The organism is Enterobacter sp. CRENT-193 (assembly GCF_002787395.1).
Taxonomy (GTDB): Bacteria; Pseudomonadota; Gammaproteobacteria; order Enterobacterales; family Enterobacteriaceae; genus Enterobacter; species Enterobacter hormaechei_C.
On the sequence record NZ_CP024812.1, the window covers coordinates 3,511,658 to 3,535,954 of the forward strand.

At 56.8% G+C, this 24,297-nt stretch carries 22 protein-coding genes; 17 read left to right on the forward strand and 5 right to left on the reverse strand.

Going from position 1 to position 24,297, the window contains the following annotated elements:
* Positions 1-94 precede the first annotated feature (94 nt).
* On the forward strand, positions 95-1,315 hold the full coding sequence (locus tag CU081_RS17425) for an ISL3-like element ISKox3 family transposase (RefSeq protein ID WP_000343760.1): 1,221 nt from the start codon (positions 95-97) through the stop codon (positions 1,313-1,315).
* Between the two features lie 333 nt (positions 1,316-1,648).
* Positions 1,649-1,849 carry a hypothetical protein gene (locus CU081_RS17430; protein WP_003857516.1) on the forward strand — a complete coding sequence of 67 codons (201 nt, stop codon included), beginning with the start codon at positions 1,649-1,651 and terminating at the stop codon, positions 1,847-1,849.
* Positions 1,850-1,895: 46 nt separating this feature from the next.
* Here the strand turns inward: CU081_RS17430 and CU081_RS17435 are convergent, their stop codons facing one another.
* Positions 1,896-2,762 (reverse strand): aldo/keto reductase family oxidoreductase, encoded by an 867-nt coding sequence (locus CU081_RS17435; RefSeq protein WP_022651043.1) that lies wholly within the window; start codon positions 2,760-2,762, stop codon positions 1,896-1,898.
* 145 nt (positions 2,763-2,907) lie between these two features.
* Here CU081_RS17435 and tcp point away from each other — a divergent pair, with 145 nt between their 5' ends.
* On the forward strand, positions 2,908-4,569 hold the full coding sequence (gene tcp, locus CU081_RS17440; RefSeq protein WP_022651042.1) for a methyl-accepting chemotaxis citrate transducer: 1,662 nt from the start codon (positions 2,908-2,910) through the stop codon (positions 4,567-4,569).
* Positions 4,570-4,601: 32 nt separating this feature from the next.
* Here tcp and smrA read toward each other — a convergent pair whose 3' ends face one another.
* Together smrA and CU081_RS17450 are read right to left on the reverse strand one after the other, a co-directional pair.
* Positions 4,602-5,165 carry a DNA endonuclease SmrA gene (gene smrA, locus CU081_RS17445; protein WP_003857522.1) on the reverse strand — a complete coding sequence of 188 codons (564 nt, stop codon included), beginning with the start codon at positions 5,163-5,165 and terminating at the stop codon, positions 4,602-4,604.
* 348 nt (positions 5,166-5,513) lie between these two features.
* Positions 5,514-6,419 carry a LysR family transcriptional regulator gene (locus CU081_RS17450; protein ID WP_003857524.1) on the reverse strand — a complete coding sequence of 302 codons (906 nt, stop codon included), beginning with the start codon at positions 6,417-6,419 and terminating at the stop codon, positions 5,514-5,516.
* 175 nt (positions 6,420-6,594) lie between these two features.
* On the opposite strand from CU081_RS17450, the gene CU081_RS17455 reads away from it, so the two are divergent.
* From CU081_RS17455 to CU081_RS17505, 11 genes are all read left to right on the forward strand, one after another.
* Positions 6,595-7,905 (forward strand): M20 family metallo-hydrolase, encoded by a 1,311-nt coding sequence (locus tag CU081_RS17455; RefSeq protein ID WP_003857525.1) that lies wholly within the window; start codon positions 6,595-6,597, stop codon positions 7,903-7,905.
* A complete protein-coding gene (locus CU081_RS17460) occupies positions 7,905-9,350 on the forward strand; it encodes a M20 family metallopeptidase (protein WP_022651041.1) in 1,446 nt (481 codons plus the stop codon). The genes CU081_RS17455 and CU081_RS17460 overlap by 1 nt, the downstream gene beginning before the upstream one ends.
* Before the next feature lie 44 nt (positions 9,351-9,394).
* Positions 9,395-10,921, forward strand: a complete 1,527-nt coding sequence (abgT, locus tag CU081_RS17465) for a p-aminobenzoyl-glutamate transporter (protein ID WP_022651040.1) — start codon at positions 9,395-9,397, stop codon at positions 10,919-10,921.
* Positions 10,922-10,930: 9 nt separating this feature from the next.
* The gene (gene ogt, locus CU081_RS17470; protein WP_003857532.1) at positions 10,931-11,446 is read left to right on the forward strand and encodes a methylated-DNA--[protein]-cysteine S-methyltransferase; all 516 of its coding nucleotides are present in this window, start codon (positions 10,931-10,933) and stop codon (positions 11,444-11,446) included.
* A gap of 183 nt (positions 11,447-11,629) precedes the next feature.
* Positions 11,630-12,382 carry a fumarate/nitrate reduction transcriptional regulator Fnr gene (gene fnr, locus CU081_RS17475; protein WP_000611906.1) on the forward strand — a complete coding sequence of 251 codons (753 nt, stop codon included), beginning with the start codon at positions 11,630-11,632 and terminating at the stop codon, positions 12,380-12,382.
* A 137-nt stretch (positions 12,383-12,519) separates the two neighbouring features.
* The gene (uspE, locus tag CU081_RS17480; protein WP_003857535.1) at positions 12,520-13,470 is read left to right on the forward strand and encodes a universal stress protein UspE; all 951 of its coding nucleotides are present in this window, start codon (positions 12,520-12,522) and stop codon (positions 13,468-13,470) included.
* 217 nt (positions 13,471-13,687) lie between these two features.
* Entirely contained in the window at positions 13,688-14,890 is a 1,203-nt protein-coding gene (locus CU081_RS17485) for a tyrosine-type recombinase/integrase (RefSeq protein ID WP_023110663.1), read from the forward strand.
* A gap of 138 nt (positions 14,891-15,028) precedes the next feature.
* Positions 15,029-15,412, forward strand: coding sequence for a type II toxin-antitoxin system RelE/ParE family toxin (locus CU081_RS17490; RefSeq protein ID WP_014703508.1), 384 nt, complete (start codon positions 15,029-15,031; stop codon positions 15,410-15,412).
* A complete protein-coding gene (locus tag CU081_RS17495) occupies positions 15,396-15,698 on the forward strand; it encodes a helix-turn-helix domain-containing protein (RefSeq protein WP_014703509.1) in 303 nt (100 codons plus the stop codon). The genes CU081_RS17490 and CU081_RS17495 overlap by 17 nt, the downstream gene beginning before the upstream one ends.
* Positions 15,699-15,720: 22 nt before the next feature.
* Positions 15,721-16,539: a TIGR02391 family protein gene (locus tag CU081_RS17500; RefSeq protein ID WP_014703510.1), complete on the forward strand. Its 819-nt coding sequence runs from the start codon at positions 15,721-15,723 to the stop codon at positions 16,537-16,539.
* A gap of 13 nt (positions 16,540-16,552) precedes the next feature.
* Entirely contained in the window at positions 16,553-17,836 is a 1,284-nt protein-coding gene (locus CU081_RS17505) for a hypothetical protein (protein WP_014703511.1), read from the forward strand.
* Between the two features lie 77 nt (positions 17,837-17,913).
* On the opposite strand, the gene CU081_RS17510 is transcribed toward CU081_RS17505, so the two are convergent.
* Together CU081_RS17510 and CU081_RS17515 are read right to left on the reverse strand one after the other, a co-directional pair.
* Positions 17,914-18,702 (reverse strand): hypothetical protein, encoded by a 789-nt coding sequence (locus CU081_RS17510; protein WP_014703512.1) that lies wholly within the window; start codon positions 18,700-18,702, stop codon positions 17,914-17,916.
* Between the two features lie 6 nt (positions 18,703-18,708).
* Positions 18,709-19,611 carry a WYL domain-containing protein gene (locus tag CU081_RS17515; RefSeq protein WP_014703513.1) on the reverse strand — a complete coding sequence of 301 codons (903 nt, stop codon included), beginning with the start codon at positions 19,609-19,611 and terminating at the stop codon, positions 18,709-18,711.
* A gap of 88 nt (positions 19,612-19,699) precedes the next feature.
* Between CU081_RS17515 and CU081_RS17520 the strand changes: the two genes are divergently transcribed.
* The 3 genes from CU081_RS17520 to CU081_RS17530 are packed head-to-tail and all read left to right on the forward strand — an operon-like array spanning position 19,700 to position 24,261.
* The gene (locus tag CU081_RS17520) at positions 19,700-20,893 is read left to right on the forward strand and encodes a hypothetical protein (protein WP_023110661.1); all 1,194 of its coding nucleotides are present in this window, start codon (positions 19,700-19,702) and stop codon (positions 20,891-20,893) included.
* Positions 20,890-23,145 (forward strand): ThiF family adenylyltransferase, encoded by a 2,256-nt coding sequence (locus CU081_RS17525; protein WP_014703516.1) that lies wholly within the window; start codon positions 20,890-20,892, stop codon positions 23,143-23,145. The genes CU081_RS17520 and CU081_RS17525 overlap by 4 nt, the downstream gene beginning before the upstream one ends.
* Before the next feature lie 45 nt (positions 23,146-23,190).
* Positions 23,191-24,261, forward strand: a complete 1,071-nt coding sequence (locus tag CU081_RS17530) for a ComEC/Rec2 family competence protein (protein WP_014703517.1) — start codon at positions 23,191-23,193, stop codon at positions 24,259-24,261.
* The last annotated feature ends 36 nt before the right edge of the window (positions 24,262-24,297 follow it).

The following is a 24,297-nucleotide window of genomic DNA, read 5'->3' on the forward strand; positions in this document are numbered from 1 at the left end:
ATAAACACCTCCATACTGTTTTTATATGGGTCTTCCCTTGTTGTGGTGGCTGAAGGCATGATAATGGTGTATTTAATCGCCAGAGGTCACCGCCATGGACGAAAAGTCCCTCTACGCTCATATTCTCAACCTGTCCGATCCGTGGCAGGTAAAGTCCCTTTCTCTCGATGAAAATGCCGGTTCTGTTACTGTCACTATTGAGATCGCTGAAAACACCCGGCTAGCCTGTCCGACCTGCGGTAAATCCTGTTCTGTTCACGATCACCGTCATCGTAAATGGCGCCATCTTGATACCTGCCAGTTCACCACTATTGTTGAAGCCGATGTTCCACGAATTATGTGTCCGGAGCATGGCTGCCTGACGTTGCCTGTTCCGTGGGCTGGCCCCGGAAGCCGGTATACGTTGCTATTCGAATCGTTCGTTCTCTCATGGCTGAAAATCAGCACCGTTGATGCTGTCAGGAAGCAACTTAAGCTCAGTTGGAATGCGGTTGACGGCATTATGACCCGGGCAGTTAAGCGAGGTCTTGCCCGGATAAAAAAGCCATTATCCGCCCGTCATATGAATGTGGATGAGGTCGCCTTTAAAAAAGGACATCGTTACATAACGGTGATCTCCGATCGCGATGGTCGGGCGCTGGCCTTAACGGATGATCGCGGCACAGAGAGTCTTGCCGGCTATCTTCGCACGCTCACTGATGGGCAGTTGCTGGCTATCAAAACGCTCTCAATGGACATGAACGCGGGCTATATAAGAGCAGCGCGTATCCACTTACCCAGTGCGGTTGAGAAAATCGCCTTTGACCGCTTCCATGTGGCGAAGCAACTGGGCGAGGTAGTTGATAAAACCCGTCAGAATGAACATCCGCACCTCCCTGTTGAAAGCCGACACCAGGCAAAAGGAACCCGCTTCCTGTGGCAGTACAGCGATAAGTGGATGACCGAATCCCGGCAGGAAAAGCTGATGTGGCTGCGTGCACAGATGAAGCTGACGAGCCAGTGCTGGGCGCTGAAAGAGCTGGCAAAGGATATCTGGAACAGGCCATGGAGCGAGGAAAGACGGAGTGACTGGCAGAGATGGTTGGCGCTGGCGGCTAACAGTGACGTTCCCATGATGAAAAATGCCGCGAAAACGATAGGAAAAAGGCTGTACGGGATCCTGAATGCGATGCGACACAGTGTCTCAAACGGAAATGCGGAGGCACTTAACAGCAAGATCAGGCTGCTGAGGATAAAAGCCAGGGGATACCGAAACCGGGAGCGCTTTAAACTGGGGGTGATGTTCCACTACGGAAAGCTGAATATGGCGTTCTGAGCCTTCCCACCATGATCGGGGAAGACCCTTTTATATACAGTAGTTTTAACTGAGGTATCGATCAAGCCATGTCACCGTAAGCGGCTGGCTACGCCTTAACCGCTTCGCTTATAACCCCCTATAGCAATGAAGATTATTTGTTTTGTAAATTTTTACGCACAGACAAGCGTAACGCGTCATAAAACTTCACTACGCAATGACTTTCACATGACTATAAAAACAAAACAAAGTAACCACAAATCACTCCACATACACTATACGTTGACTTTATATTTAGACTAGCGCATATTTTACAGCACAAATTAACAAGACAATTTTTGGAGGACGTTTTCTATGCCCGCCCGTGATTATCCCGATAAGCGTGTTGCTCGCGGTGTCGCAAAGGAGGCCGAACTCAGGATGTTAAGTGCGCGCATCGATCCTGCGCTGATGGAGTACATCCGCATTACTGCGTATGAAACACGGAAAAGTAAGCAGGAAATCGTGGCAGAAGCGTTAGCGCTTCACCGCCAAAGAAGTCAGATTGGATCATAAACAGCAAAAGCCCGAAAAATCCTCCGGGCTTTTGCTGGTATCGGGATTACCCCACCAGAGAATTTAACGTCTCCAGCGCCTCAGGCGGCAATACCAGATCGACTGCCGCCAGGTTTTCACGCAGATGCGCCACCGATGAGGTTCCCGGGATCAAGAGGATATTTGGCGAGCGTTGCAGCAGCCATGCCAGCGCCACCTGCATCGGCGTCGCGCCCAGTGAATCCGCCACCGCCTGTAGTCCGGAAGATTGCAGTGGCGTGAAACCACCCAGCGGGAAGAACGGCACCCAGGCAATCCCCTGCTGCGCCAGCGAATCAACCAGCGCATCGTCACCGCGATTCACAACGTTGTACATGTTCTGTACGCACACCACGGAAACCATCTTCTGCGCTTCAGCAACCTGCGAAGCGGTGACGTTGCTCAGCCCAATATGACGAACCAGCCCCTGCTGTTGCAGCTCCGCAAGGGTGCTCAGCGGCGCGGCAATCGAGCCTTCCGCCGGTCCGTGGGCGCTAAACATGATCCGCAGGTTAACCACGTCCAGCACATCCCGCTTCAGGTTACGCAGGTTATCATGCACCGCCTGCGTCAGCTCCTGCGCGGAAAACGCCGGCAGCCAGGAGGCATCCTCGCCGCGTCGGGCTCCGATCTTGGTCACAATCGTAAGGTCGTCCCGGTACGGATGAAGCGCCTCGCAGATAAGCTGGTTGGTCACATGAGGTCCGTAAAAATCGCTGGTATCAATGTGATTCACACCCAACGCCACCGCTTCACGCAGCACTGCCAGCGCCGCATTTTTATCTTTTGGCGGACCAAAAACGCCAGGCCCGGCAAGCTGCATCGCGCCATAGCCAAATCGTTTAACCGTACGCGTTCCGAGCGTGAACGTTCCGCTTTTATCTATGCTGCTCATGCTGACCTTCCTCATAAAAAATGATCCGGATTTACAACAGGTTCCGCAACGAAACCATTAGTTAAGCAATAGTAAAATTAAAGTTTAAATTCGCTACGACGATAGTATTGATGTAACCCTGCCTCTTCTCTTACGGATGACCGCCATGCTGAAAAATCTGCACGTGATTACCGGTATTATCTTTGCCCTCACCATATTCTGTCTGCTGCAAGTTGTCACGGGAGGGTTGTTCTACTCTGCCGTTAACAACGATCGTCACAACTTTCAGAACTCCGGGTTACTCAATGCCCAACAGGAAAGCCTGAGCGACAGCGTTAACACGCTGGTGAAAACGCGCGTTACCGTTACCCGCGTGGCGATCCGCTACCTGAAAAACCAGCGCGATCCGGCCTCTCTCGCGGCGATCAACACGCTGCTGGGCACCGCCAACGGTTCGCTGGCCAAAGCCGAAGACTATTACAAAAACTGGCTGGTTATTCCGCAGGTGAAGGGCCAGAATGCCGCGCTCACCGAAGAGATGCAGAAAGCCTGGAAGCAAATGCACGAGGTGATGCGCTTGTCCATTGAGTATCTGCGCGCAGATAACTATCAGGCCTATGGCGACCTGGACGCCCAGCAGGCGCAGGATGAGATGGAGGCGGTCTATACCCGCTGGCGCGCTGAAAACAACGTTCTGCTGAAAGCCGCCGCCGAAGAGAACCAGAGCAGCTTTACCCAGATGCAGTGGACGCTGGCGGCGATCTTCCTGACCGTGATCGCCGTGCTGGTGGTGATCTGGCAGGGTTTACAGCACCTGCTCCTGAAACCGCTCAACGCCATCATGAACCATATTCGCACCATCGCGAGCGGCGATCTGACGCAAAATGTCGCGATTGCCGGGCGCAACGAGATGGGCCAGCTGGCTGCTGGTCTGCACGAGATGCAGCAGTCGCTGGTGAGCACCGTCAGCGCCGTGCGCGGCAGCACAGATTCTATCTACACGGGCGCAGGAGAAATTGCCGCCGGAAGTAACGACCTTTCCGCCCGAACCGAGCAGCAGGCAGCCTCGCTGGAAGAGACCGCCGCCAGCATGGAAGAGCTGACTGCCACGGTGAAACAGAACTCGGATAACGCCCGCCAGGCGACGCTGCTGGCGAAGAATGCGTCTGAAACCGCCGCACGCGGCGGTCAGGTGGTGGATAACGTGGTGCGTACCATGAATGACATTGCCGACAGTTCTCAGCAAATTGCGCATATCACCGGCGTTATCGATAGCATTGCCTTCCAGACCAATATTCTCGCGCTCAACGCGGCGGTTGAAGCCGCCCGTGCCGGGGAACAAGGTCGCGGCTTTGCGGTCGTGGCAGGTGAAGTACGGACGCTGGCCAGCCGCAGCGCGCAGGCGGCAAAAGAGATCAAAGGGCTTATCGAGAACTCTGTCAGCCGGGTGAATACCGGCTCGGAACAGGTGAGCGAGGCGGGTGCGACCATGAAAGAGATCGTCGCGGCCGTGACGCGCGTAACCGATATTATGGCTGAGATTTCCTCGGCGTCTGACGAGCAGAGCCGCGGTATAGAGCAGGTCAGCCTGGCAGTCTCGCAGATGGACAGCGTCACGCAGCAAAACGCCGCGCTGGTACAGGAGTCGGCAACGGCGGCGGCGGCGCTGGAAGATCAGTCTGAACAGCTGCGTCAGGCCGTGGCGGCATTCCGGCTGAACGCTCAGGCATCGCCGGCGGCTCGCCCTAAAAACGTGAAAACGCCCGTACTGCTGCGCCCGTCAGCGGCAGGCGCGAATACAGCTGACGCGAACTGGGAAACCTTCTGAGTGACAGGCGGGCATATCGCCCGCCTGCCTGATTAGCGGCTGCGCTTGGCGTGGCGTTCCCAGTTATCTCGCTTCGCATCCTCTGATTTACGCAACGAGACATAGCATGCTCCGCTGCCGCCGTGATGCGGCTGCGCTTCGCAAAAGGCCTGTACTTCGTCGAACTCGGTCAACCAGCGCGCAAGATAGCTGCGCACTACGTTAGGGTGCGACTGCTGTTCACGCCCTTTACCATGCACGATGATCAGGTTGCGTAGCCCGTCACGTCCGGCCTGGCGAATAAAGGAATAGACCAGCTGGCGGCATTGCTCCGCAGGCTGGCGTAACAGCGTTAAGCTGGCCTGACGGGAATATTTGCCGGAACGCAGCTTATCAAATACCCCCTGCTGTACCCCTTCACGCTGGAACATCAGCGGCTCGTCAAGGGGCAACAGTTCCAGAAACCCCAGCGTCAGAAAGTTATCGAGCTGCTCAGTATCTATTTCCTGACGCGCCCGCGTGTTGCGGCTCTGCTGCCAGTGAATATCCGCGCAGCGTTTGAGCGGCTGGACATCCTCCATGGCGTCAAGAAAAAGTGATTTGTCGTCAGGGTTCATGGAAATCCTCCGGCTACATCTGAGTGATGTACTATACCTGCGCCCGTTGCGGGTCTCAATCACCCGGGCACGGGTACAAATAATGGCTTAAGGAACAGATAATCGCAGACGCAATAAATTTAATCTAACCTTAACTTAAATTTCAGCCGTAATTAATTAAATAAATACGTTAAAAAATCGTGAAATCAATCACTCAACGTCCTTCTCTTTTAAGAAAAAGCTGTTATAACTTAATAAACCTGCCCAATGGATAATGCATGTAGGATCCGCGAAAGGATGCACGACTGTGTGTTCTGTGGAGTCTGTCTGATGTCGGGCAGACTCTATTTTTTATTGTTGTTATTTTTATTAAATTAATTTCCTGGCCTCTCTTCGAAACTGCGTGATTAATGATTCGGCAAGCGGTGTCTGGCGAGAATCACGACGCTGAATTAAATAATATGCCGCTTTAGGCAGGGTTTCGACAACCGGCAGCATTATCAGACGGTGCGCCAGAAGCGGATCGCAGCCCAGCTCTTGCGGTAAAATGCTGATGAAATCGCTTTGTGCGACGAGGCTAATACAGGAGGAAAAGGTCTCACAGACAACGCCAATTCGCGGTATTTGAGAGCGATGGTTAAAAGTATCCTGTAACTGCTTATAATAACTTCCCCGGGGCGTAGGCATCGTCCAGTTATATTGCAGAAGCTCATTAATTGAGGTCGCCCCTGTCGCCGGATGTCCTGCCCGACAAAATACGGCAAAAGGCTTTTCGAACAGCTTTTCAAACGTAAATTCGTGATCGTACGGCCCCTGATAATAGGTATTGATGGTAAAGTCCAGCTCACCCTGACGTAATTCATTAATCATCGACACCAGCTGGCCTTCCATAATCCGGACGTTGACCTGAGGATGCTGCGCATGAAAACGCGTAATGACGGCTGGCATCAGGCTGCGTGAAATGCTGGCTCCCATCCCAATATTGATCTGTCCGGCAAGCTCGCCCTGTCGCTGGCGGATGTCATCCTGCGCTGCACGCAGCTCTTCCAGAATCAAATTAGCGCGGTGATAAAACCCTTCCCCGCACTCGGTCAGCGCGACGCCTTTACTCCGGCGCACAAATAGCTGGGCCGCCATACCCTCCTCCAGCTCTTTAATGGATTTGGTCAGCGCGGGCTGCGAAAGATTAAGCGTCCGGCTGGCGCCGCGAATGCTGCCCTGACGCGCCACCTCGACAAACGCCCTGATTTGATGAAATTTAATCTGAAATGACATAACGAGACCGATAACCGTTGTTTATCAGAGTAAAGAAACTGTCATCTACTTTAATGGAAACGGATGTGCGAGGGTAATTCCTGAACGGTTAAAACTGTGAAAAAACGATTAGTGATAAGTAAAAACTATCACAGCGTGAAGCAGTTCACATATTTTAATGATGACAGGAAAAGATATGAACGCACTGGCGCAGTACATCCAGACATTAGCCCCACAACTGAGCGCATGGCGTCGCGATTTCCACCATTTCGCGGAATCCGGTTGGGTGGAGTTTCGCACTGCGGCAAAAGTGGCGGAGATCCTCGCCTCACTGGGTTACGAGCTGGCGATGGGTCGCGACGTGGTCGACGCCGAAAGCCGTATGGGACTGCCCGATGACGCCACCCTTTCGCGAGAGTTTGCCCGCGCCCGGGCGCAGGGCGCGCCGGAGAAATGGCTGGCGCCGTTTGAGGGCGGGTTCACCGGCATTGTCGCGACCCTGAATACCGGCCGCCCGGGCCCAACCCTGGCGTTTCGCGTGGACATGGACGCCCTTGATTTAAGCGAAGCGCTCGACGACAGCCATCGCCCGTTCCGCGACGGGTTTGCCTCCTGCAATCCGGGAATGATGCACGCCTGTGGCCACGACGGGCATACCACCATTGGTCTGGGGCTCGCGCAGGTGCTTAAGCAGCATGAAGCGCAGCTCAACGGCACCATCAAACTGATCTTCCAGCCTGCCGAAGAGGGTACGCGCGGCGCGCGCGCTATGGTCGCCGCAGGCGCGCTGGACGGCGTAGACTACTTTACCGCCATTCATATCGGAACCGGCGTTCCGGAAGGGACAGTGATCTGCGGCAGCGATAACTTCATGGCGACCACCAAATTTGACGTGCGCTTTACCGGAGTCGCCGCACACGCTGGCGGTAAACCGGAAGAGGGCCGTAACGCCCTGCTTGCTGCTGCCCAGGCCGCTATCGCGCTGCATGGCATCGCGCCACACAGCGAAGGCGCGTCCCGGGTTAACGTCGGGGTCATGCAGGCGGGCAGCGGACGCAACGTGGTTCCGGCTGATGCGTTACTTAAGGTTGAAACCCGCGGCGAAAGCGAGGCCATTAATCAGTATGTCTTTGAGCGCGCGCAGGCGGTAATTACCGGCGCGGCGGCGCTCTATGGCGTAACAGCCGGGATAAACCTGATGGGGGCGGCGACCTCCAGCGTCCCTTCCCCGGCCTGGGTCGATTATCTGCGCGAGCAGGCAAGCCAGGTGCCCGGTGTGACTCATGCCATTAATAAGGTCAAAGCGCCTGCGGGCTCCGAAGACGCCACGCTAATGATGGCCCGCGTGCAGCAGAACGGCGGCATGGCCTCGTATATGGTTTTCGGCACCCAGCTGAGCGCCGGACATCACAACGAAAAATTCGATTTTGATGAGCAGGTGATGAACGTTGCCATCGAAACGCTGGCGCGAACTGCGCTTAATTTCCCGTGGACGCGAGGTGTGTAATGCAGGAGAACTACGCTTTTATCGCTGATGCCATCGACACGCGATGTCAGACGTTTACCGATATTGCCGACGACATCTGGGATCATCCCGAAACGCGCTTTGAAGAGTTCTGGTCCGCCGAACGCCTCGCCAGCGCGCTGGAAGCCGAGGGCTTTACCCTGACGCGGGAAGCCGGAGGCATTCCCAACGCCTTTATTGCCAGCTACGGCAGCGGCAAGCCCGTTATCGCCCTTCTGGGCGAATACGATGCCCTGGCCGGGCTAAGCCAGCAGGCACACTGCGCGACGGCGCAATCCGCCACCCCGGGGGCGAACGGCCACGGCTGCGGGCATAACCTCTTAGGCACGGCTGCCTTTGCCGGGGCGGTGGCGGTGAAAAGCTGGCTGGAACAGCACGGCGGCAGCGGAACGGTGCGTTTTTACGGCTGTCCCGGCGAGGAAGGCGGCTCCGGTAAAACCTTTATGGTGCGTGAAGGATTATTTGACGACGTGGACGCTGCCGTGACATGGCACCCGGAAGCCTTTGCCGGGATGTTTAACGTCAGCACGCTGGCCAATATTCAGGCCGCCTGGCGGTTTAAGGGGATCGCCGCCCATGCCGCTAACTCCCCACATCTGGGACGCAGCGCGCTGGATGCCGTGACGTTGATGACCACCGGCACAAACTTCCTCAACGAACACATCATTGAAAAAGCGCGCGTTCATTACGCCATCACCGATACCGGCGGAATTTCGCCTAACGTGGTGCAGGCCCAGGCCGAGGTGCTGTACCTGATCCGCGCCCCGGAGATGGCCGATGCGCAGCAGATCTACGCGCGCATCGAGAAAATCGCCCAGGGCGCGGCGATGATGACCGAAACCACCGTCGAGTGCCGCTTTGATAAAGCCTGCTCCAGCTATCTGTCGAATCGAACGCTCGAAGCGGCGATGTACCGCGCATTGCAGCATTACGGCACGCCGGCCTGGACGGAAGAGGAACGCGAATTTGCCCGTAAAATCCGCGCTACGCTCACGGCAAACGACCTGCAAAACAGCCTGAAAAACATTGCCGCAACGGGGGCCGAAGAGGGAAAAGCGTTTGCCCGACGCCATCAGGAGACGCTGCTGGTGGATGAAGTTGCCCCATATGCCATCACCGATAACGTGCTGGCAGGCTCCACCGATGTGGGGGATGTCAGCTGGAAGATGCCTGTTGCACAGTGCTTTAGCCCTTGTTTTACCGTGGGCACCCCGCTGCATACCTGGCAATTAGTGACGCAGGGGCGTACCTCTATTGCCCATAAAGGCATGTTGCTGGCCGGAAAAGTGATGGGCGCGACCGCGCTGCATCTGCTTCAGGATGCCGACCTGTTGCGAAAATGCCGGGAAGAGTTCGAACAACACATAACAGAAAAACCGTACGAGTGTCCGATCCCGCAGGGCGTGACACCGTCACCTTTAAAATAAAAAAACACAACACAACAACACAACAACAGTCCCGAGGAACGCCCATGAGTATGTCTTCCATACCTTCGCATTCCCCATCCGGTAAGCTCTATGGCTGGGTTGAAAGGATCGGCAATAAAGTGCCGCACCCTTTCCTGCTTTTTATCTATTTAATTGTCATCCTGATGGTCGCGACGGCCGTGCTGTCCGCCTTTGAGGTGAGCGTGCGCAGCCCGGCCGACGGCAGCATGGTGGCAGTGAAAAACCTGCTCAGCGTTGAAGGGTTGCACTGGTTTTTGCCGAACGTGATTAAAAACTTCAGCGGTTTTGCGCCGCTGGGCGCCATCCTGGCGCTGGTGTTAGGCGCGGGACTGGCCGAGCGCGTGGGTCTGCTGCCCGCGCTGATGGTCAAAATGGCCTCGCACGTCAGCGCGCGTTATGCCAGCTATATGGTGCTGTTTATTGCCTTCTTCAGCCATATCTCGTCCGACGCGGCACTGGTGATCATGCCGCCGATGGGGGCGCTGATTTTCCTCGCCGTTGGTCGTCATCCTGTTGCGGGCCTGCTGTCGGCGATTGCGGGCGTCGGCTGTGGGTTTACCGCTAACCTGCTTATCGTGACCACCGATGTGCTGCTCTCCGGCATCAGCACAGAGGCAGCCAGCACCATCGATGCGACCATGCACGTCAGCGTGATCGACAACTGGTACTTTATGGCCAGTTCAGTGATTGTCCTGACGATTGTCGGGGGTCTGATTACCGATAAAATCATTGAGCCGCGCCTGGGTAAATGGGAAGGCCGGAGCGATGAAAAGCTGGAGACGCTGAGCAAAGAGCAGCAGTTCGGCCTGCGCGTAGCCGGGATCGTCTCGCTGGCGTTCATTGCGGTGGTGGCGCTGATGGTGGTACCGGAAAATGGCGTGCTGCGCGATCCGATCAAACACACCGTACTGCCCTCGCCGTTTATTCAGGGCATTGTGCCGCTGATAATTCTCTTCTTCTTCGTCGTTTCGCTCGCGTACGGCATCGCCACCGGCAAAATCCGCCGTCAGGGAGATCTGCCGCACCTGATGATCGAGCCGATGAAGGAGATGGCGGGTTTTATCGTGATGGTGTTCCCGCTGGCGCAGTTTGTCGCCATGTTTAACTGGAGCAACATGGGCAAGTTTATGGCCGTGAGCCTGACGGACGCGCTGGAGGCGGCGGGGTTGAGCGGTGTTCCGGCGTTTGTCGGCCTGGCGCTGCTGTCGTCCCTGCTGTGCATGTTTATTGCCAGCGGGTCGGCCATCTGGTCGATTCTGGCGCCCATCTTTGTCCCCATGTTTATGATGCTCGGCTTCCATCCGGCGTTCGCCCAGATCCTGTTCCGTGTCGCCGATTCCTCGGTGATCCCGCTGGCGCCCGTGTCACCCTTCGTTCCGCTGTTTTTAGGCTTCCTGCAACGCTACAGACCGGAGGCTAAGCTGGGTACCTACTATTCGCTGGTTCTGCCCTATCCGCTTATCTTCTTAGGGGTATGGCTGGTGATGCTGGTGGCGTGGTATCTTGTCGGCCTGCCGATTGGACCGGGTGTTTACCCGAGGCTGAACTAAGGAGTACTGATGCTGAGATTACTCGAAGATAAGATTGCGACGCCGCTGGGGCCGCTGTGGGTTATCGCGGATGAAGCGTTCAATCTGCGCGCGGTTGAATGGGAAGAGCACAGCGACCGGATGGTTGAGCTGCTCAACATCCATTATCGCGCCGAGGGATACGAGCGTGTTACTGCCCGTAATCCTGGCGGGCTGAGCGATAAACTGACGGCCTACTTCGAGGGCGATCTCAGCATTATTAATACCCTGCCAACCGCCACGGCGGGCACCCCTTTCCAGCGCGAGGTGTGGCAGGCGCTGCGTAATATTCCCTGCGGGCAGGTGATGCACTACGGTCAGCTGGCAGAACAGCTTGGTCGTGCCGGCGCGGCGCGCGCGGTCGGTGCGGCAAATGGCTCTAACCCCGTCAGCATTGTGGTGCCTTGCCATCGCGTGATTGGGCGCAACGGCACCCTCACCGGCTATGCCGGGGGCGTACAGCGCAAAGAGTGGCTGCTGCGTCACGAAGGGTATTTTCTGCTGTAATTCCCAGGCTTTTTGTGCTTAATTTTCTTCCTGTTAGGTTCATAATCCTTAATCATTCTGTGGAATTTCAAGGAGATGGCAACACGCTGCCGTCTCTTGTCTTTATTGGGGGTTTGCCAGACTTACGTCCTTACCAAAAAGATGTTAAAATTGACCAATATCAATTAAGGCTTGAGCAAACCTATGATCCCGGAAAAGCGAATTATACGACGCATTCAGTCTGGCGGTTGTGCTATCCATTGCCAGGATTGCAGCATCAGCCAGCTCTGTATCCCGTTTACTCTGAATGAGCACGAACTCGATCAGCTTGACAATATCATCGAGCGCAAAAAGCCTATTCAGAAAGGGCAGACGCTGTTTAAGGCGGGAGACGAACTGAAGTCGCTCTATGCTATCCGTTCTGGCACCATCAAAAGCTACACCATTACCGAACAGGGCGACGAGCAGATCACCGGCTTCCATCTGGCAGGCGATTTAGTCGGCTTTGACGCCATCGGCAGTGGCCATCACCCGAGCTTTGCTCAGGCGCTGGAAACCTCTATGGTCTGCGAAATTCCGTTTGAGACGCTGGACGATCTGTCCGGTAAGATGCCGAACCTGCGTCAGCAGATGATGCGTCTGATGAGCGGTGAGATCAAAGGCGATCAGGATATGATCCTGCTGCTTTCTAAGAAGAATGCCGAAGAGCGTCTGGCCGCCTTTATCTATAACCTCTCCCGCCGTTTCGCGGAACGTGGCTTCTCCCCGCGTGAATTCCGTCTGACCATGACGCGCGGTGATATTGGTAACTATCTGGGCCTGACCGTGGAAACCATCAGCCGTCTGCTGGGTCGCTTCCAGAAGAGCGGAATGCTGGCGGTTAAAGGTAAGTATATCACCATCGAAAACGGTGAAGCGCTGGCCATTCTGGCGGGTCACTCACGTAACGTGGCATAACTCTCCCGGATATCTTATGCCAGGTCGATAAATTTTCATGATTATTGATCTGGCAAAAACTTCCCCCCTGTTTCATTCAAGATATATAGGTTACTCTTTTACTTACAGACTGTGGTGACAGTAGTAAGGAGACCTGTATGGCAAAGTATCAAAACATGCTGGTGGCTATCGATCCTAATCAGGACGATCAGCCGGCATTACGACGTGCTGTGTATTTACATCAACGGATTGGTGGCAAAATTAAAGCCTTTTTGCCGATTTATGACTTCTCATACGAGATGACCACCCTTCTGTCGCCTGACGAGCGCACCGCTATGCGTCAGGGAGTGATCAGCCAGCGTACCGCGTGGATCCGCGAGCAGGCGAAGTATTACCTGGAAGCGGGCGTACCGATTGATATTAAAGTAGTCTGGCACAACCGCCCCTTCGAAGCCATTATTCAGGAAGTGGTGGCCGGTGGGCATGACCTGCTGCTGAAAATGGCGCACCAGCATGACAAACTGGAATCCGTGATTTTCACTCCAACAGACTGGCACCTGCTGCGCAAATGCCCTTGTCCGGTATGGATGGTGAAAGATCAGCCGTGGCCTGAGGGCGGGAAAGCCGTCGTGGCGGTCAATCTGGCCAGCGAAGAGGATTATCACAATTCGCTGAACGAGAAACTGGTGAAGGAGACGCTTCAGCTTGCCGACCAGGTTAACCATACTGAAGTCCATCTGGTGGGCGCCTATCCGGTTACGCCAATCAATATCGCCATCGAGCTGCCTGAATTTGACCCGAGCGTGTATAACGACGCGATTCGCGGTCAGCATCTGCTGGCCATGAAAGCGCTGCGCCAGAAATTCAGTATCGATGAGAACATGACCCACGTAGAAAAAGGGTTACCGGAAGAGGTTATTCCGGATCTGGCGGAGCATTTGCAGGCCGGGATTGTGGTGCTGGGCACCATCGGCCGGACCGGTATTTCTGCCGCGTTCCTGGGAAATACCGCCGAGCAGGTGATCGACCATCTGCGCTGCGACCTTCTGGTCATCAAACCGGATCAATATCAGACGCCGGTTGAGCTGGACGATGAGGAAGACGATTGACCCCAAAATGAAAGCCCGCCGGTAACGGCGGGCTTTTTTTATTTCACCATGACTCCAGCCCGGTACTGCGCTGGACTACGCCAAGGCTTGATACAGCAGGTTTATCAATGACTTAGGCGAGTTCATCATATGCCGGTGCTTTCCGAAACTTGACCTGACTTTCCCTCTACTGGCCCCTAGAAGGCTCCTGGGAACCGGGTCTTTCCAAGGAGTCATCATGGCAAAAATCAAACTCACCAAGTCCGCTGTCGATGCGGCACACCCCCAGGCGCAGGCCGTCGAACTCCGGGATACGTTGGTTCCCGGCTTCTTGTGCAAGATTACCCCGTCGGGCCGCAAGGTGTTCATGCTCCAGTACCGGACGAACGCTGGCGAGCGCCGCAAGCCCGCCTTGGGTCAGTACGGGGAACTGACCGTCGAACAGGCCCGTTCGCTCGCGCAAGAATGGCTGGCCCAGGTACGCCGGGGTGGTGATCCCGGCGCAGCCAAGACGGAAGCACGCAAAGCGCCCACCGTCGAAGAGTTGTGCAAGAAGTTCATGGAGGACCACTCCAAGAAGCGCAACAAGCCCAGCACCCGAGTCGGCTATCAAGGTGTCATCGACCGCTGCATCATCCCGTTGTTGGGCCGCAAGAAGGTCCACGACGTGAAGCGGCCTGACATTGCCGGACTGATGGAAAAGCTTTCCTACAAGCAGACCGAGGCGAACAAGGCGTTCAGCATCCTGCGCAAGATGTTCAATTTGGCTGAGGTGTGGGGCTATCGGCCTGACGGCACCAATCCCTGCCGCCATGTCCCAATGTTCCCTGCCGGCAAGTCCACCCACCTTATCAGCGACGAGGACATGGGAAAACTTTTCCGGCAGCTCGACAAGATCGAGGCCGAGGGGCTGGAGAACTACGTCATCCCGTTGGCGATCCGCCTGCAATTCGAGTTTGCCGGCCGCCGTGGCGAAATCGTCTCGCTCGAATGGGAATGGATCGATCTGGAAAACCGCCGCGTCGTCTGGCCTGACAGCAAGACCGGCGGTATGTCCAAGCCCATCAGCGAGGAAGCCTACCGGCTGCTTTCGACGGCGCCGAGGCAGGAAGGCAATCCTTACGTCCTGCCGTCGCCGCGCCATCCAGGGCAACACCTGACCACGGGCGAGTATTACGGCGGCTGGAGCCGTGCGCTCAAAGCGGCGGGGGCAACGCATGTGGGGACGCACGGCATCCGCCACCGCTCGGCGACCGACATTGCCAATTCGGGTATCCCGGTCAAGGTCGGCATGGCCCTGACGGCGCACAAGACCGTGGTGATGTTCATGCGCTACGTCCACACCGAGGACAAGCCCGTGCGGGAAGCCGCCGAACTGGTGGCGAATCGACGCAAGTCGGTCGTCAGCATGCATCAAGAACCGAAAGAGGTGACCGCATGATCAGAGGCCAGCAATCCACCTTGCCGCCCCAATTGTCGTATCACCGCTACGACAATTGGCTCAGTGGCCATCACCGCCTGCGTATCGTACTAAGCACTGGAAAAGTGTGCCCGTTTCGGGTATAGTTTGAAGGTCAAGATGACGCGCATCCTCAAACGAAAGGATTTTGCGCGGTGGCAGGCGGGCGAAAAGCTGTCCGATGCCGCCTTGTGCAAAGCGGTTCAGGAGATGGAAAGCGGTCTGATTGACGCGGACTTGGGCGGCTTCCTTTACAAGAAACGGGTTGCCCGCCCTGGTGGTGGCAAGAGTGGCGGCTACCGCACGTTATTGTCGGCCCGGATCGGCAGCCGCTATGTGTTCCTGCATGGGTTCCCCAAGAGCGACAAGGCGAACATTACGCAGGACGAGAAGAAGGCACTGCAATTCGCCGGCAAGGTGTTCCTGGAACTGTCCGCCGAAGCATTGTCGAAGGCGTTGCAGTCAGGCGTGTTATTGGAGGTGCATTGTGAGCAAGATCATTGAATCCCTGCGTGGCGATCTGGCCGCGCTCCACGAAGCGGGAGCGATCGGCAAGGTAACGATGCGCGAGTTCGACGCAATCTGCCCGCCGCCGGTGCGGGAGTTCAGTGCTTTCGATATCAAGCGGCTGCGTGAAGCCTTGAAGTTTAGCCAGCCGGTGTTCGCTCTTCATCTACACACGTCGGCCTCGACCGTGCGCAAGTGGGAACAAGGCGAAACCCATCCCACGGGGCCAGCGCTCAAACTGCTCAACGTCATCGCCGACAAGGGCCTGCAGGCCATCATCTGATGCCTGACGAGGGAGACAGGCATTGGCGACGCGAATTACCCCTTTCAACTCACAGCATCTTGAAGCCGCCTGCCGCGTGCTCGCCGATACCGAACGCGGTCTGAGCGGTACACAGATCGAGCGGCTGCTGCAGGAAATCGAGGTTGCCGACACGTCGCCCGGCATGACAAAGTGGAAGCGGTTGTTCAATGCGCTGGCCGGTGCGCAGAACCACCACCAGATCGGCAACCATCTCATCATGTTCATCAACCGCGCGATGAACCCGGTGAACTACGCCCGCGATCCCGCGACGTTCGCTTGGCGGCGCGACGAACTCAATGTCGTCCTTGCCTTCTCCGGTTTCTACGTGCGCGATGACGGCAAGGTTGCTCACGCCGATAAGGCCACGACGCTTGATGCCGCCCGCGCCCGCGCGGGACGACTCAAGGCCGCACTGGAAAGCCGCGTCGTCCATGCGGAAGTGCTGAACTACTGCCGCGCCGAGTTGCTGGAGGAAAACTACTTCCATGCCGTGTTCGAGGCAACGAAAGGTGTTGCGGAGCGGATTCGCCTGCTGTCGGGCCTGAACGGCGACGGCGCGGACTTGGTGAACAAGGCATTCGCAGGCCAGCAACCCGTTCTCGCCTTGGGACCGCTCACCACCGAGTCCGAAAAGAGCGAGCAGAAAGGCTTTGCCAACCTGCTGATCGGCTTATTTGGCGCCGTGCGCAATCCGCTGGCCCATGCGCCCAAGACGAATTGGCCCATGTCCGAACAGGACGCACTGGACATCCTGACGCTGGTATCGCTGATTCACCGCAAGCTGGATGGCACCACGAAATTAGCGGCCGTATCGCCGTAAGTGAGAGACAGGAATGGACGAGGCGATCGTTGTCTTCTCTCGAAAAGGGATTTTCCAGACCACGATTGCCGCGCGCGACGTTCGCAGCCGGGAACATGCGCGCAAGCTGTGGCCCTTGGTGTCTCCAGGCGCAGAGCGCCAGATGGTGACATGGGTCAGCCCCTCCTTTGAAAGCGGGAAGCTGCGTCGGCGATCCCATTTCCGCGTACTTCCTGCCCAGCACACCTTTAACCCCAAAGCGCACTTCGACGATGAAGAAGCCAGCCGATGGCGCGCCGTGCAGGAAAGTCCTGAACACCGGCGGGCGAAAGAACTTGTCGCGGCCGAACTCTCACGACGTTTGAATGCCGGGCTTGCGATGCCGTGGGCGTTCAAGGATATGGATGCGTCGGACTATCCGCTGGAAGGCAACTTGTTGCTCGGCGCCGACCAGGTGGCAACCGAGCATCCCCTGGAGACGCCATTCGGCAGCAAATTCCGGCTCGACGTTGCCGTGCTCGGCCCCCCGGTCCAGGCTGAACCGATGGTGCTGGGCGGCGTTGAAATCGAACTCGGCCACGCCTTCGACGGGCGCAAGGCTCTTATCGGGAAGTCGCTCGGATTCCCGCTCATCTCCATCGACATCACCGAGATGACGCTGGACGAACTCACGCCCGAGTGGGCACGGCAGGTATTGACTGCGACCACGCGGAGCCACGAGCAAGGACGCCGGCAGACCTACATCTATCTCCACGACCTGCTGTACCCCCTCTACGCGCAATTGCCGGCGTTTCTGGACGACGAGCAGCGCCATCAGTTCCTTGTGTTTGCCGACGATGAGACCCTGAACAAGTTGGTGCGCTGGATGAACCTGCTCGCCGAAAAGCTGGAGTACCCGAAGGGTACGGTCGCCGTTGCCTTGGTCAATGGCAAGAACGAACAGTCGCGCAAGATGCTGGAACGCGCGGGACAAGTCGTTGGCCCCGACTGGAGCGAGTTCAACGGCCAGCGATGCCTACGACTGACCCTGCCGCGTCCCAAAGGCCCGGCGGATCTCCAGGCCCATCGCTTCCACATGACGATGGCGCGCATCCTGCTGTCGCACACTGATTCGCTCGTTGGCTACAAGTATTGCAACGGCGTAGACAACCACCACCCTGAAGAAGACGTGTGGGTTGCGCATCGCTGGATCGCCGACTTGAAAACCCATACCCAGCATCGCGTCTTGCCGAAGCGGCTGGCTGAACCGATCAACAGATTGATCGCGGTGGTTTCGGACCTGCATCGCAATCACGCGGCTGCCAGCCAAGAGGCGTGACCATCCCCCGTCGGAAGTCAGCCGATAGGCAAGCATTCCTGCGGAGTTACGCGCCTATTTGCAAAGAGCATTGAATCTCAGTCCGTAGTCGGTTTTGAGGCTCTTTTCCGCGGGGCCGAAGAAGGCAAAGACGGCAAGCACTCAAACAAGCGTTCTGCATAGACGAACCCCATCCGTCTGACCGCGCCCTGATCGAAATACAGCAGCCAAGCGGCAAGTAATGCCAGCGAAATGAGCAGTGTCAAGCCTGCGGCAAGCCCCGGATCGGCAAGGTGCTCTAGGTTAAAATGAGGAGGTACTACCTGCAGAATCTTTGCAATCAGCAATCCGTAGACGATGCCCAGGAGGCACGACACGATGCCGGCAGGCTTCATTGCCAGCATATTGCGGTGAAATCCGTAGGCGATGTTCTCTTTCAGCAAGAGCTGCTTGTTGGAACGCGTGAGTTCGCGAAGCCGCTTTGTGGCGCCAACGTAGATGTCGTCTGCCTTGTCAGGGCTTGCTGATTCTTCTTCTGCCGTTGGCATGGCGATGCCCAGCTTGGCCGTGATCGCCGTGTGGTAGCGCTGCTTGCTGACACCATCGAGAAACTTGTCGCGATGGCGTAACGCGATGGTTGTCGGCATACCGCCCCACCTTGCAACCAGGATCTCTTCAAGCTTCTTCCCGCGCCCGCGAGCTACGCTCGCAAGCGCATAAATGGCACCGCAGCCACCAAGCAAGCCGATCACGCCTGTAAGTACCGGGTGCTTTGCGCCGTAGACGCACAACAAAGGAACGAGCAGCGGTAACGCTACAAGAAGTCCTGGGATTACGCGCGCCTTGCGCTCATAGGGGTCTTTGACCAGTTCAAAAATAGTTGTCATGGGCGTTCAGCTTTGGGCCGACAAGGCATCAATATAGGGTTGAATTTCATCGCGGTTCTTTAAAGTGATCTGCTGCGCGAGAGGGTCGGGTGCTTCCTTGGTATGCAAGCCCAAACGCCTCAGCGTGTAATACAAAAACGCTTGGCGGCATGGAAGTTTGACCTGTCCGTCTTCCATTCCATAGTCCAACTCCAGGACTCGTTTCTTGGCAGCGGGCAAATCGGGGTGCGGTGCAAGCACCAGCGTCAAGAGAGTTTGCCAGTGCGAATCTTGGCTGGCGTCCACTTGGCTCGCTTCGAAGCCGTCGATGCGCAGGATTCGGGCGAGGACGAAATCACTGAAGCGCTGGCGTTTGTGGCAAAACGCGCGCATGTGCCAGCGAAAACCGTCATTACCAAGGGCGTGGGGAGACAGCAGACGAACCGATTCGTCCATGGACGTCATGGACTGGTAGCTCACCCAAATGGCTTCCTGCTGCCGAATTGCCCGGACCACTGCTTCGACGGTCTGTTCATTGATCGTGCGCCAGGGGGACGGCGCCCAATCTGCCTCAAGTGCTGAGCCGATAAAGCTGGCCGCAGGCTCGATGACTCCCATCTTGGTGGCCAGCAGCTCCGCTAGATAGTGTTGCGCCGAACTTCGTTGGTAAAGCGGGTGAAAACTCGGCGCTGCCGTGTAGGTCTTGGAACTGCGGTCGTAAGTTAGGTTGCTCGGCGCCAACTCCGTGTACTTGGCAATGTCCAGTGACGCCTGGGGAACCGATATGCCGAAGTGCTCAGTGAGATCCATTCGATTAATGTGCCGTTCCCAGCGCAAACGGAAATCGATGAATTGAAGTCTGCTTTCCAACCCCCAACTTAGCCCTTTGGGCTCAGCAGGATTGGCGGCAGTGACAGAGGGCTCTTGCATCAGTTGCGCCTAAAAAGTAGACGGATATAAAAAATAGTCGTACATTAACTATACGCGATCATCCTTCGGTCGTCTACCCGGAGCCCCAATGCCCACAACCATCACGTTTTTTCCCGTCGACAACGGGGACATGACCCTCATCAAGTTCGGCGACCTCGACGCAACCACCCTGCTGATCGACGTAAACATCAGGCAAGACGCCGACGACCCTGACGGTGAGGCGCGCGATGTCGCCAAGGATCTGCGCGACCGACTGAAGAAAGATGAGAACGGCAGGCCGTATGTCGATGCGTTCCTGCTGAGCCACCCGGACCAGGACCATTGCCGAGGCCTGACGCGGCACTTCCACCTGGGGCCGCTGGACAAGTATCCGGATGACAAGAAGGACGACAAGGACAAGAAGATCGTGATCCGCGAGATATGGTCGTCTCCGATCGTGTTTCGACGCGCCAGCAAGACGCACACCTTGAGTGACGACGCCAAGGCATTCAACACGGAGGCGCGTCGGCGCGTACAGCTGAACCGCGACAAGAATTTCGTCGTCGGGAACGGCGACCGCATTCAGATCATGGGCGAGGACATCGACGGAAAAACCGATGATCTCACCTCGATTGTGCGGAAGGTGGACACGCGCTTCTCGACGATCAATGGCAAGAGTTCCGCATTCTTCTCCGCGATTCTTCTGGCACCCTTGGACGCCCAGGACGACGAAGAAGAGGAAGAGTGCCTGGTCAAGAACCAGTCCAGCGTGATCTTGAACTTCACATTGGCCGCTGATGCTCAGACGCCGGATGGCGCAAAATTCCTTACTGGTGGCGATGCCGAAGTATTTATCTGGAACCGCCAGTGGCAGCGCCACAAGGCCGAAGCCGATGTGCTTGAGTACGACATCATGCAGGCGCCACATCACTGTTCCTGGCATTCGCTGTCCTATGACAGTTGGTCGGACTACCGCGAAAAGGCCAAACTTGATGCCGACGCTCGCAAGGCGCTTTCGCAGACCCGCAACGGTGCCGTCATCGTCGCCAGTTGCAAGCCGATCGCAGACGACGACAGCGATCCGCCCTGCATCCGCGCAAAGCGTGAATACGTAGCAATCGTGGACGAAGTAAAAGGCGACTTTTACTGCACGGGCGAATATCCGAGCGAAAAATCCGTGGAGCCCCTCGTTTTCACCGTCACCGCTCAGGGTGTGCAGCCTCCCTCGAAGAAGGAAGCCGGATCGAAGGCCGCCGCCGTGATCACCTCCGCGCGCGCGCCCATGCCACACGGGGCATCATGACGGGCACCATCGCGGACGCACTGCATCAACTTCAGCGGCACAGGGGCCTTGTCCGCGTTGGCGAGCCAAGGAAAAGTGGTGAATCGACGCAGATTGAAGTCGATGTTGCTGTTGAATTGCCGAGCAGGTCTCGGCGCAATGGCGTATCCGGGACCGGAGTGCGCTCGGTCGAGACATGCGTTCTGGTATTCGGCAGTGACTGGCCCATGTCTGCACCCAAGCCTTTCTTGCGTGCGGACTTCCCACTCAACTTGCCGCACATCAATCCTCATCGCGAAGGCGAGTTGGTCTCGCCTTGTCTGTTCGAGGGATCGTTGGACGAGCTGCTGCATCGGTTTGGTCTGGACGCCATCGTCGATCAGTTGATCGTTTGGTTGCACAAGGCCGCAGCCGGGACGTTGCTGGACCTTGAACAGGGGTGGGAGCCGACTCGTCGAGACAGTTGTCCTTCGACCCTTGTATTCAGTGCCGAGAATGTCGCGGCCGCCGCTCCCGCTGACGGCACGATTTTGGTGGTTCCCGCAGGCTACGTGACGATTGATGGCGGGCTATACGCCATCGTCAATGCCGAACTGACTGCTCAAGTCGATCCTGTGTTCTATCAGGAGGTTCACAACGACAAGTTGGGTAAATGGGGAAATGGCCATACCGCAGCCTTCATTGCGCGGGCTCCAATAACCGACGGCAACCCGCATGTGGTCGGCCACTATCAACCCGAGACGGTTGTCGATCTCGCGACGTTGCTTGATCGAGCAGCGGAACTCGGCGTCGATCGTGACGCTTTGGCTCAAGGCTTGGACGGCTACTATGGACGTTCGATTCTGGATATGCAGCAAGACTCGCGTGGCTGGACGCATGGCTTGTATGCGATTGTGATTCTGACTGTTCAAAGGCCAGCGTCGCTTGTGGGCTCACCGGGGAGAAGTATCGAGGTATTGCCCTACGTGGTGCGCTATGAACTCAACGCTCAATCGCTCCTGGAGCGAAACGCCACGGTTCACCCGGCTTTTCACGCACATGCGTTGTCTCCCGAACTGCTGGCAAGAACGTCCGGCATTCCATCTGCGGCCACATCGCAGCCGCTGGTCTTGCTCGGCTGCGGAAGCGTGGGGTCGAAAATCGCGATGCAACTGGGGCGAGCGGGTTTCGGCTCAATGACCTTCGTCGATAACGAGTCCATGTCGCCTCACAACGCGGCCCGGCATGCACTCATTGAGCGGGCATCGGTGCTGGTCCCACCTCGGAAGTCGGCGCTGATGAAGACGGCCTTTGAGTCGCTGTCGCATCTTCAATCGCAAGCGTTCGACACCGACGCAGTGACTCTCTTGGTCGATGCTGCGCAGTTTGCTGCAACCGTTCCGCAGGATGCGGCCCTCATCGTGGATGCGACAGCCTCACTTCAGGTGTTGGCCGCAGAAACGCAATCAACGGCGCTGAACCAATCCCCTGCGCGGTTGGCACGGATCGTCATGTATGGCCAGGGGCGCTGTGTCGCGGTTTTGCTTGAAGGGCCTGGTCGCGCCGGTCGGGTTGACGATCTTACGGCATTCTTGTTCGAGTGCTGTCGGTTTGTGCCGGAACTGCGGGCGTCGATTGCTGGCGATACGTCTGAGCCGACGCGTATTTTTGTGGGCGACAACTGCCGTTCACTGACGATGCCAATGTCCGATGCCGTTGTTTCGCGTTCTGCTTCATTAGCTGGCCTGCAACTGGAACGCTGGCTCGTTGGCGGACTCCCGAAGGAGGCGACGCTTTGCGCCGGGGTCTCGGATACCGAAGGCCTCGGCATGGCATGGACCAGCACCAGCCTCGGCCCGACCACTGTGCTCAACGTAGCAGACGATGGTGGCTGGAACATTCGGATTCTGCACCCTGTCGTGCAAGCGATCCATGCTGATGCGCTGCGCTGGGGCGCTCTGGAAACAGGTGGAGCCTTGGTCGGTCGTATCTCGTTTGAGAATCGAACCATCACCATTGCTGGCCTCGTGGATGCGCCGCCTGACAGCATTCGGGAGGCCGCCCGCTTCGTCCTTGGGACGAATGGGCTTGTTCAAAATTTGCGCACAGCGAATGGAACCTCTTTGGGGTATCTGGCCTTCATCGGCACTTGGCATAGCCACCCGAAAGGCGGCGCACATTCGGGCATAGACCGAAATACGTTGCGCGGCATCGCCGAGGATGCTGGCGGCCTTCCCGCCGTGTCGTTGGTATGGACTCCGACAGGACTCAGGTGTGCGGTGGATCGCTGGTAAAGGCAAAGCCGCCGGCACTTTCTTGGCATAAAACGAAAGGGATGTATGGCTGACTACTTCGAGATCGATTTTCTTGGCGTCGAAACAGCGAAAAGCGGGGATGCAATCACGCTACGCTATTCGGTGAATGGCACAGAGGGCGTGCACGTCGTTGACGGTGGGTATCTGGATACGGGAGATCAGCTCGTCGAGCACCTGAAGACGTACTATGGAACAACAGTCATCGACCATGTGATCCTCACACACCCCGATCGCGATCACGCCAATGGGCTGCGAAAAGTCCTGGAGCAATGCACAGTCAAAAATCTCTGGATCAACAGGCCGTGGATCTATGCAGATCAGTTGATTGATCGATTCGAGACCTATGAATCAGTTGAAGCACTGAGACGGAAATTGCGCTCCATCTACGATGCCACGGCAATTCTTGAGGATCTTGCGGTTGAGAAGGGAATTCCAATCCATGCCCCTCTTCAGGGGCAGAACATCGGTCCCTTCATGGTGATGGCACCCACACTAGATCGCTACTTCGACCTGATCGTGGACTCCGCGAAGACACCGGAAGCTGTTGAAGAAAGTGCTTTGGATAGCGCGCTGAGCAGCATATTCCGGGTGGTGAAGGCCGCGACCGCCTACATCAAGTCCCTGTGGGGCGAGGAATATTTTCCGCCGGAGCCTACCAGCCGTGAAAATGAAATGAGTGTGGTCCAGTCGGCTGTTCTGAACGGTCATCGTGTCATGCTTACTGGCGATGCCGGGCGTGAAGCGCTGCAAGAGGTTATTGACTACGCGCCTTTTGCCGGACTCGCGTTGCCAGGCATTCGGTATTTCCAGGTGCCTCATCATGGCGGGCGACACAATGTCTCGACTGAAATTCTGGATCAACTGGTTGGTCCACGATTGGACAGCATGCCGGACAAGCATACCTGGAATGCCATTTGCAGTTCTGCCAAAGCCGATGAGGATCACCCGCGGAAGTCCGTAATTCGCGCTGTATTGCACCGGGGTGGGCACTGGGCGGCAACCGAAAGCAAGAATCTCCGCATTGGGGCGGGCATTACCCGCGATGGCTGGGTATCAATTCCTCAAGCAGAGTACCCCGAAGAGCAAGAGAGTTGAGCGGGCAGTTTGAGCGTGACGTGCTGTTCATTGGCT

Bases quoted from the DNA above. Each gene is read 5' to 3' on its own strand.
- CU081_RS17435 (WP_022651043.1), bottom strand. From the start codon at position 2,762: ATGAGCAGCATAGATAAAAGCGGAACGTTCACGCTCGGAACGCGTACG.
- fnr (WP_000611906.1), top strand. From the start codon at position 11,630: ATGATCCCGGAAAAGCGAATTATACGACGCATTCAGTCTGGCGGTTGT.
- tcp (WP_022651042.1), top strand. From the start codon at position 2,908: ATGCTGAAAAATCTGCACGTGATTACCGGTATTATCTTTGCCCTCACC.
- CU081_RS17425 (WP_000343760.1), top strand. From the start codon at position 95: ATGGACGAAAAGTCCCTCTACGCTCATATTCTCAACCTGTCCGATCCG.
- CU081_RS17505 (WP_014703511.1), top strand. From the start codon at position 16,553: ATGGACGAGGCGATCGTTGTCTTCTCTCGAAAAGGGATTTTCCAGACC.
- CU081_RS17510 (WP_014703512.1), bottom strand. From the start codon at position 18,702: ATGACAACTATTTTTGAACTGGTCAAAGACCCCTATGAGCGCAAGGCG.
- ogt (WP_003857532.1), top strand. From the start codon at position 10,931: ATGCTGAGATTACTCGAAGATAAGATTGCGACGCCGCTGGGGCCGCTG.
- CU081_RS17450 (WP_003857524.1), bottom strand. From the start codon at position 6,419: ATGTCATTTCAGATTAAATTTCATCAAATCAGGGCGTTTGTCGAGGTG.
- CU081_RS17455 (WP_003857525.1), top strand. From the start codon at position 6,595: ATGAACGCACTGGCGCAGTACATCCAGACATTAGCCCCACAACTGAGC.
- abgT (WP_022651040.1), top strand. From the start codon at position 9,395: ATGAGTATGTCTTCCATACCTTCGCATTCCCCATCCGGTAAGCTCTAT.
- CU081_RS17490 (WP_014703508.1), top strand. From the start codon at position 15,029: ATGACGCGCATCCTCAAACGAAAGGATTTTGCGCGGTGGCAGGCGGGC.
- CU081_RS17520 (WP_023110661.1), top strand. From the start codon at position 19,700: ATGCCCACAACCATCACGTTTTTTCCCGTCGACAACGGGGACATGACC.
- CU081_RS17485 (WP_023110663.1), top strand. From the start codon at position 13,688: ATGGCAAAAATCAAACTCACCAAGTCCGCTGTCGATGCGGCACACCCC.
- CU081_RS17515 (WP_014703513.1), bottom strand. From the start codon at position 19,611: ATGCAAGAGCCCTCTGTCACTGCCGCCAATCCTGCTGAGCCCAAAGGG.
- uspE (WP_003857535.1), top strand. From the start codon at position 12,520: ATGGCAAAGTATCAAAACATGCTGGTGGCTATCGATCCTAATCAGGAC.
- smrA (WP_003857522.1), bottom strand. From the start codon at position 5,165: ATGAACCCTGACGACAAATCACTTTTTCTTGACGCCATGGAGGATGTC.
- CU081_RS17525 (WP_014703516.1), top strand. From the start codon at position 20,890: ATGACGGGCACCATCGCGGACGCACTGCATCAACTTCAGCGGCACAGG.
- CU081_RS17530 (WP_014703517.1), top strand. From the start codon at position 23,191: ATGGCTGACTACTTCGAGATCGATTTTCTTGGCGTCGAAACAGCGAAA.
- CU081_RS17430 (WP_003857516.1), top strand. From the start codon at position 1,649: ATGCCCGCCCGTGATTATCCCGATAAGCGTGTTGCTCGCGGTGTCGCA.
- CU081_RS17460 (WP_022651041.1), top strand. From the start codon at position 7,905: ATGCAGGAGAACTACGCTTTTATCGCTGATGCCATCGACACGCGATGT.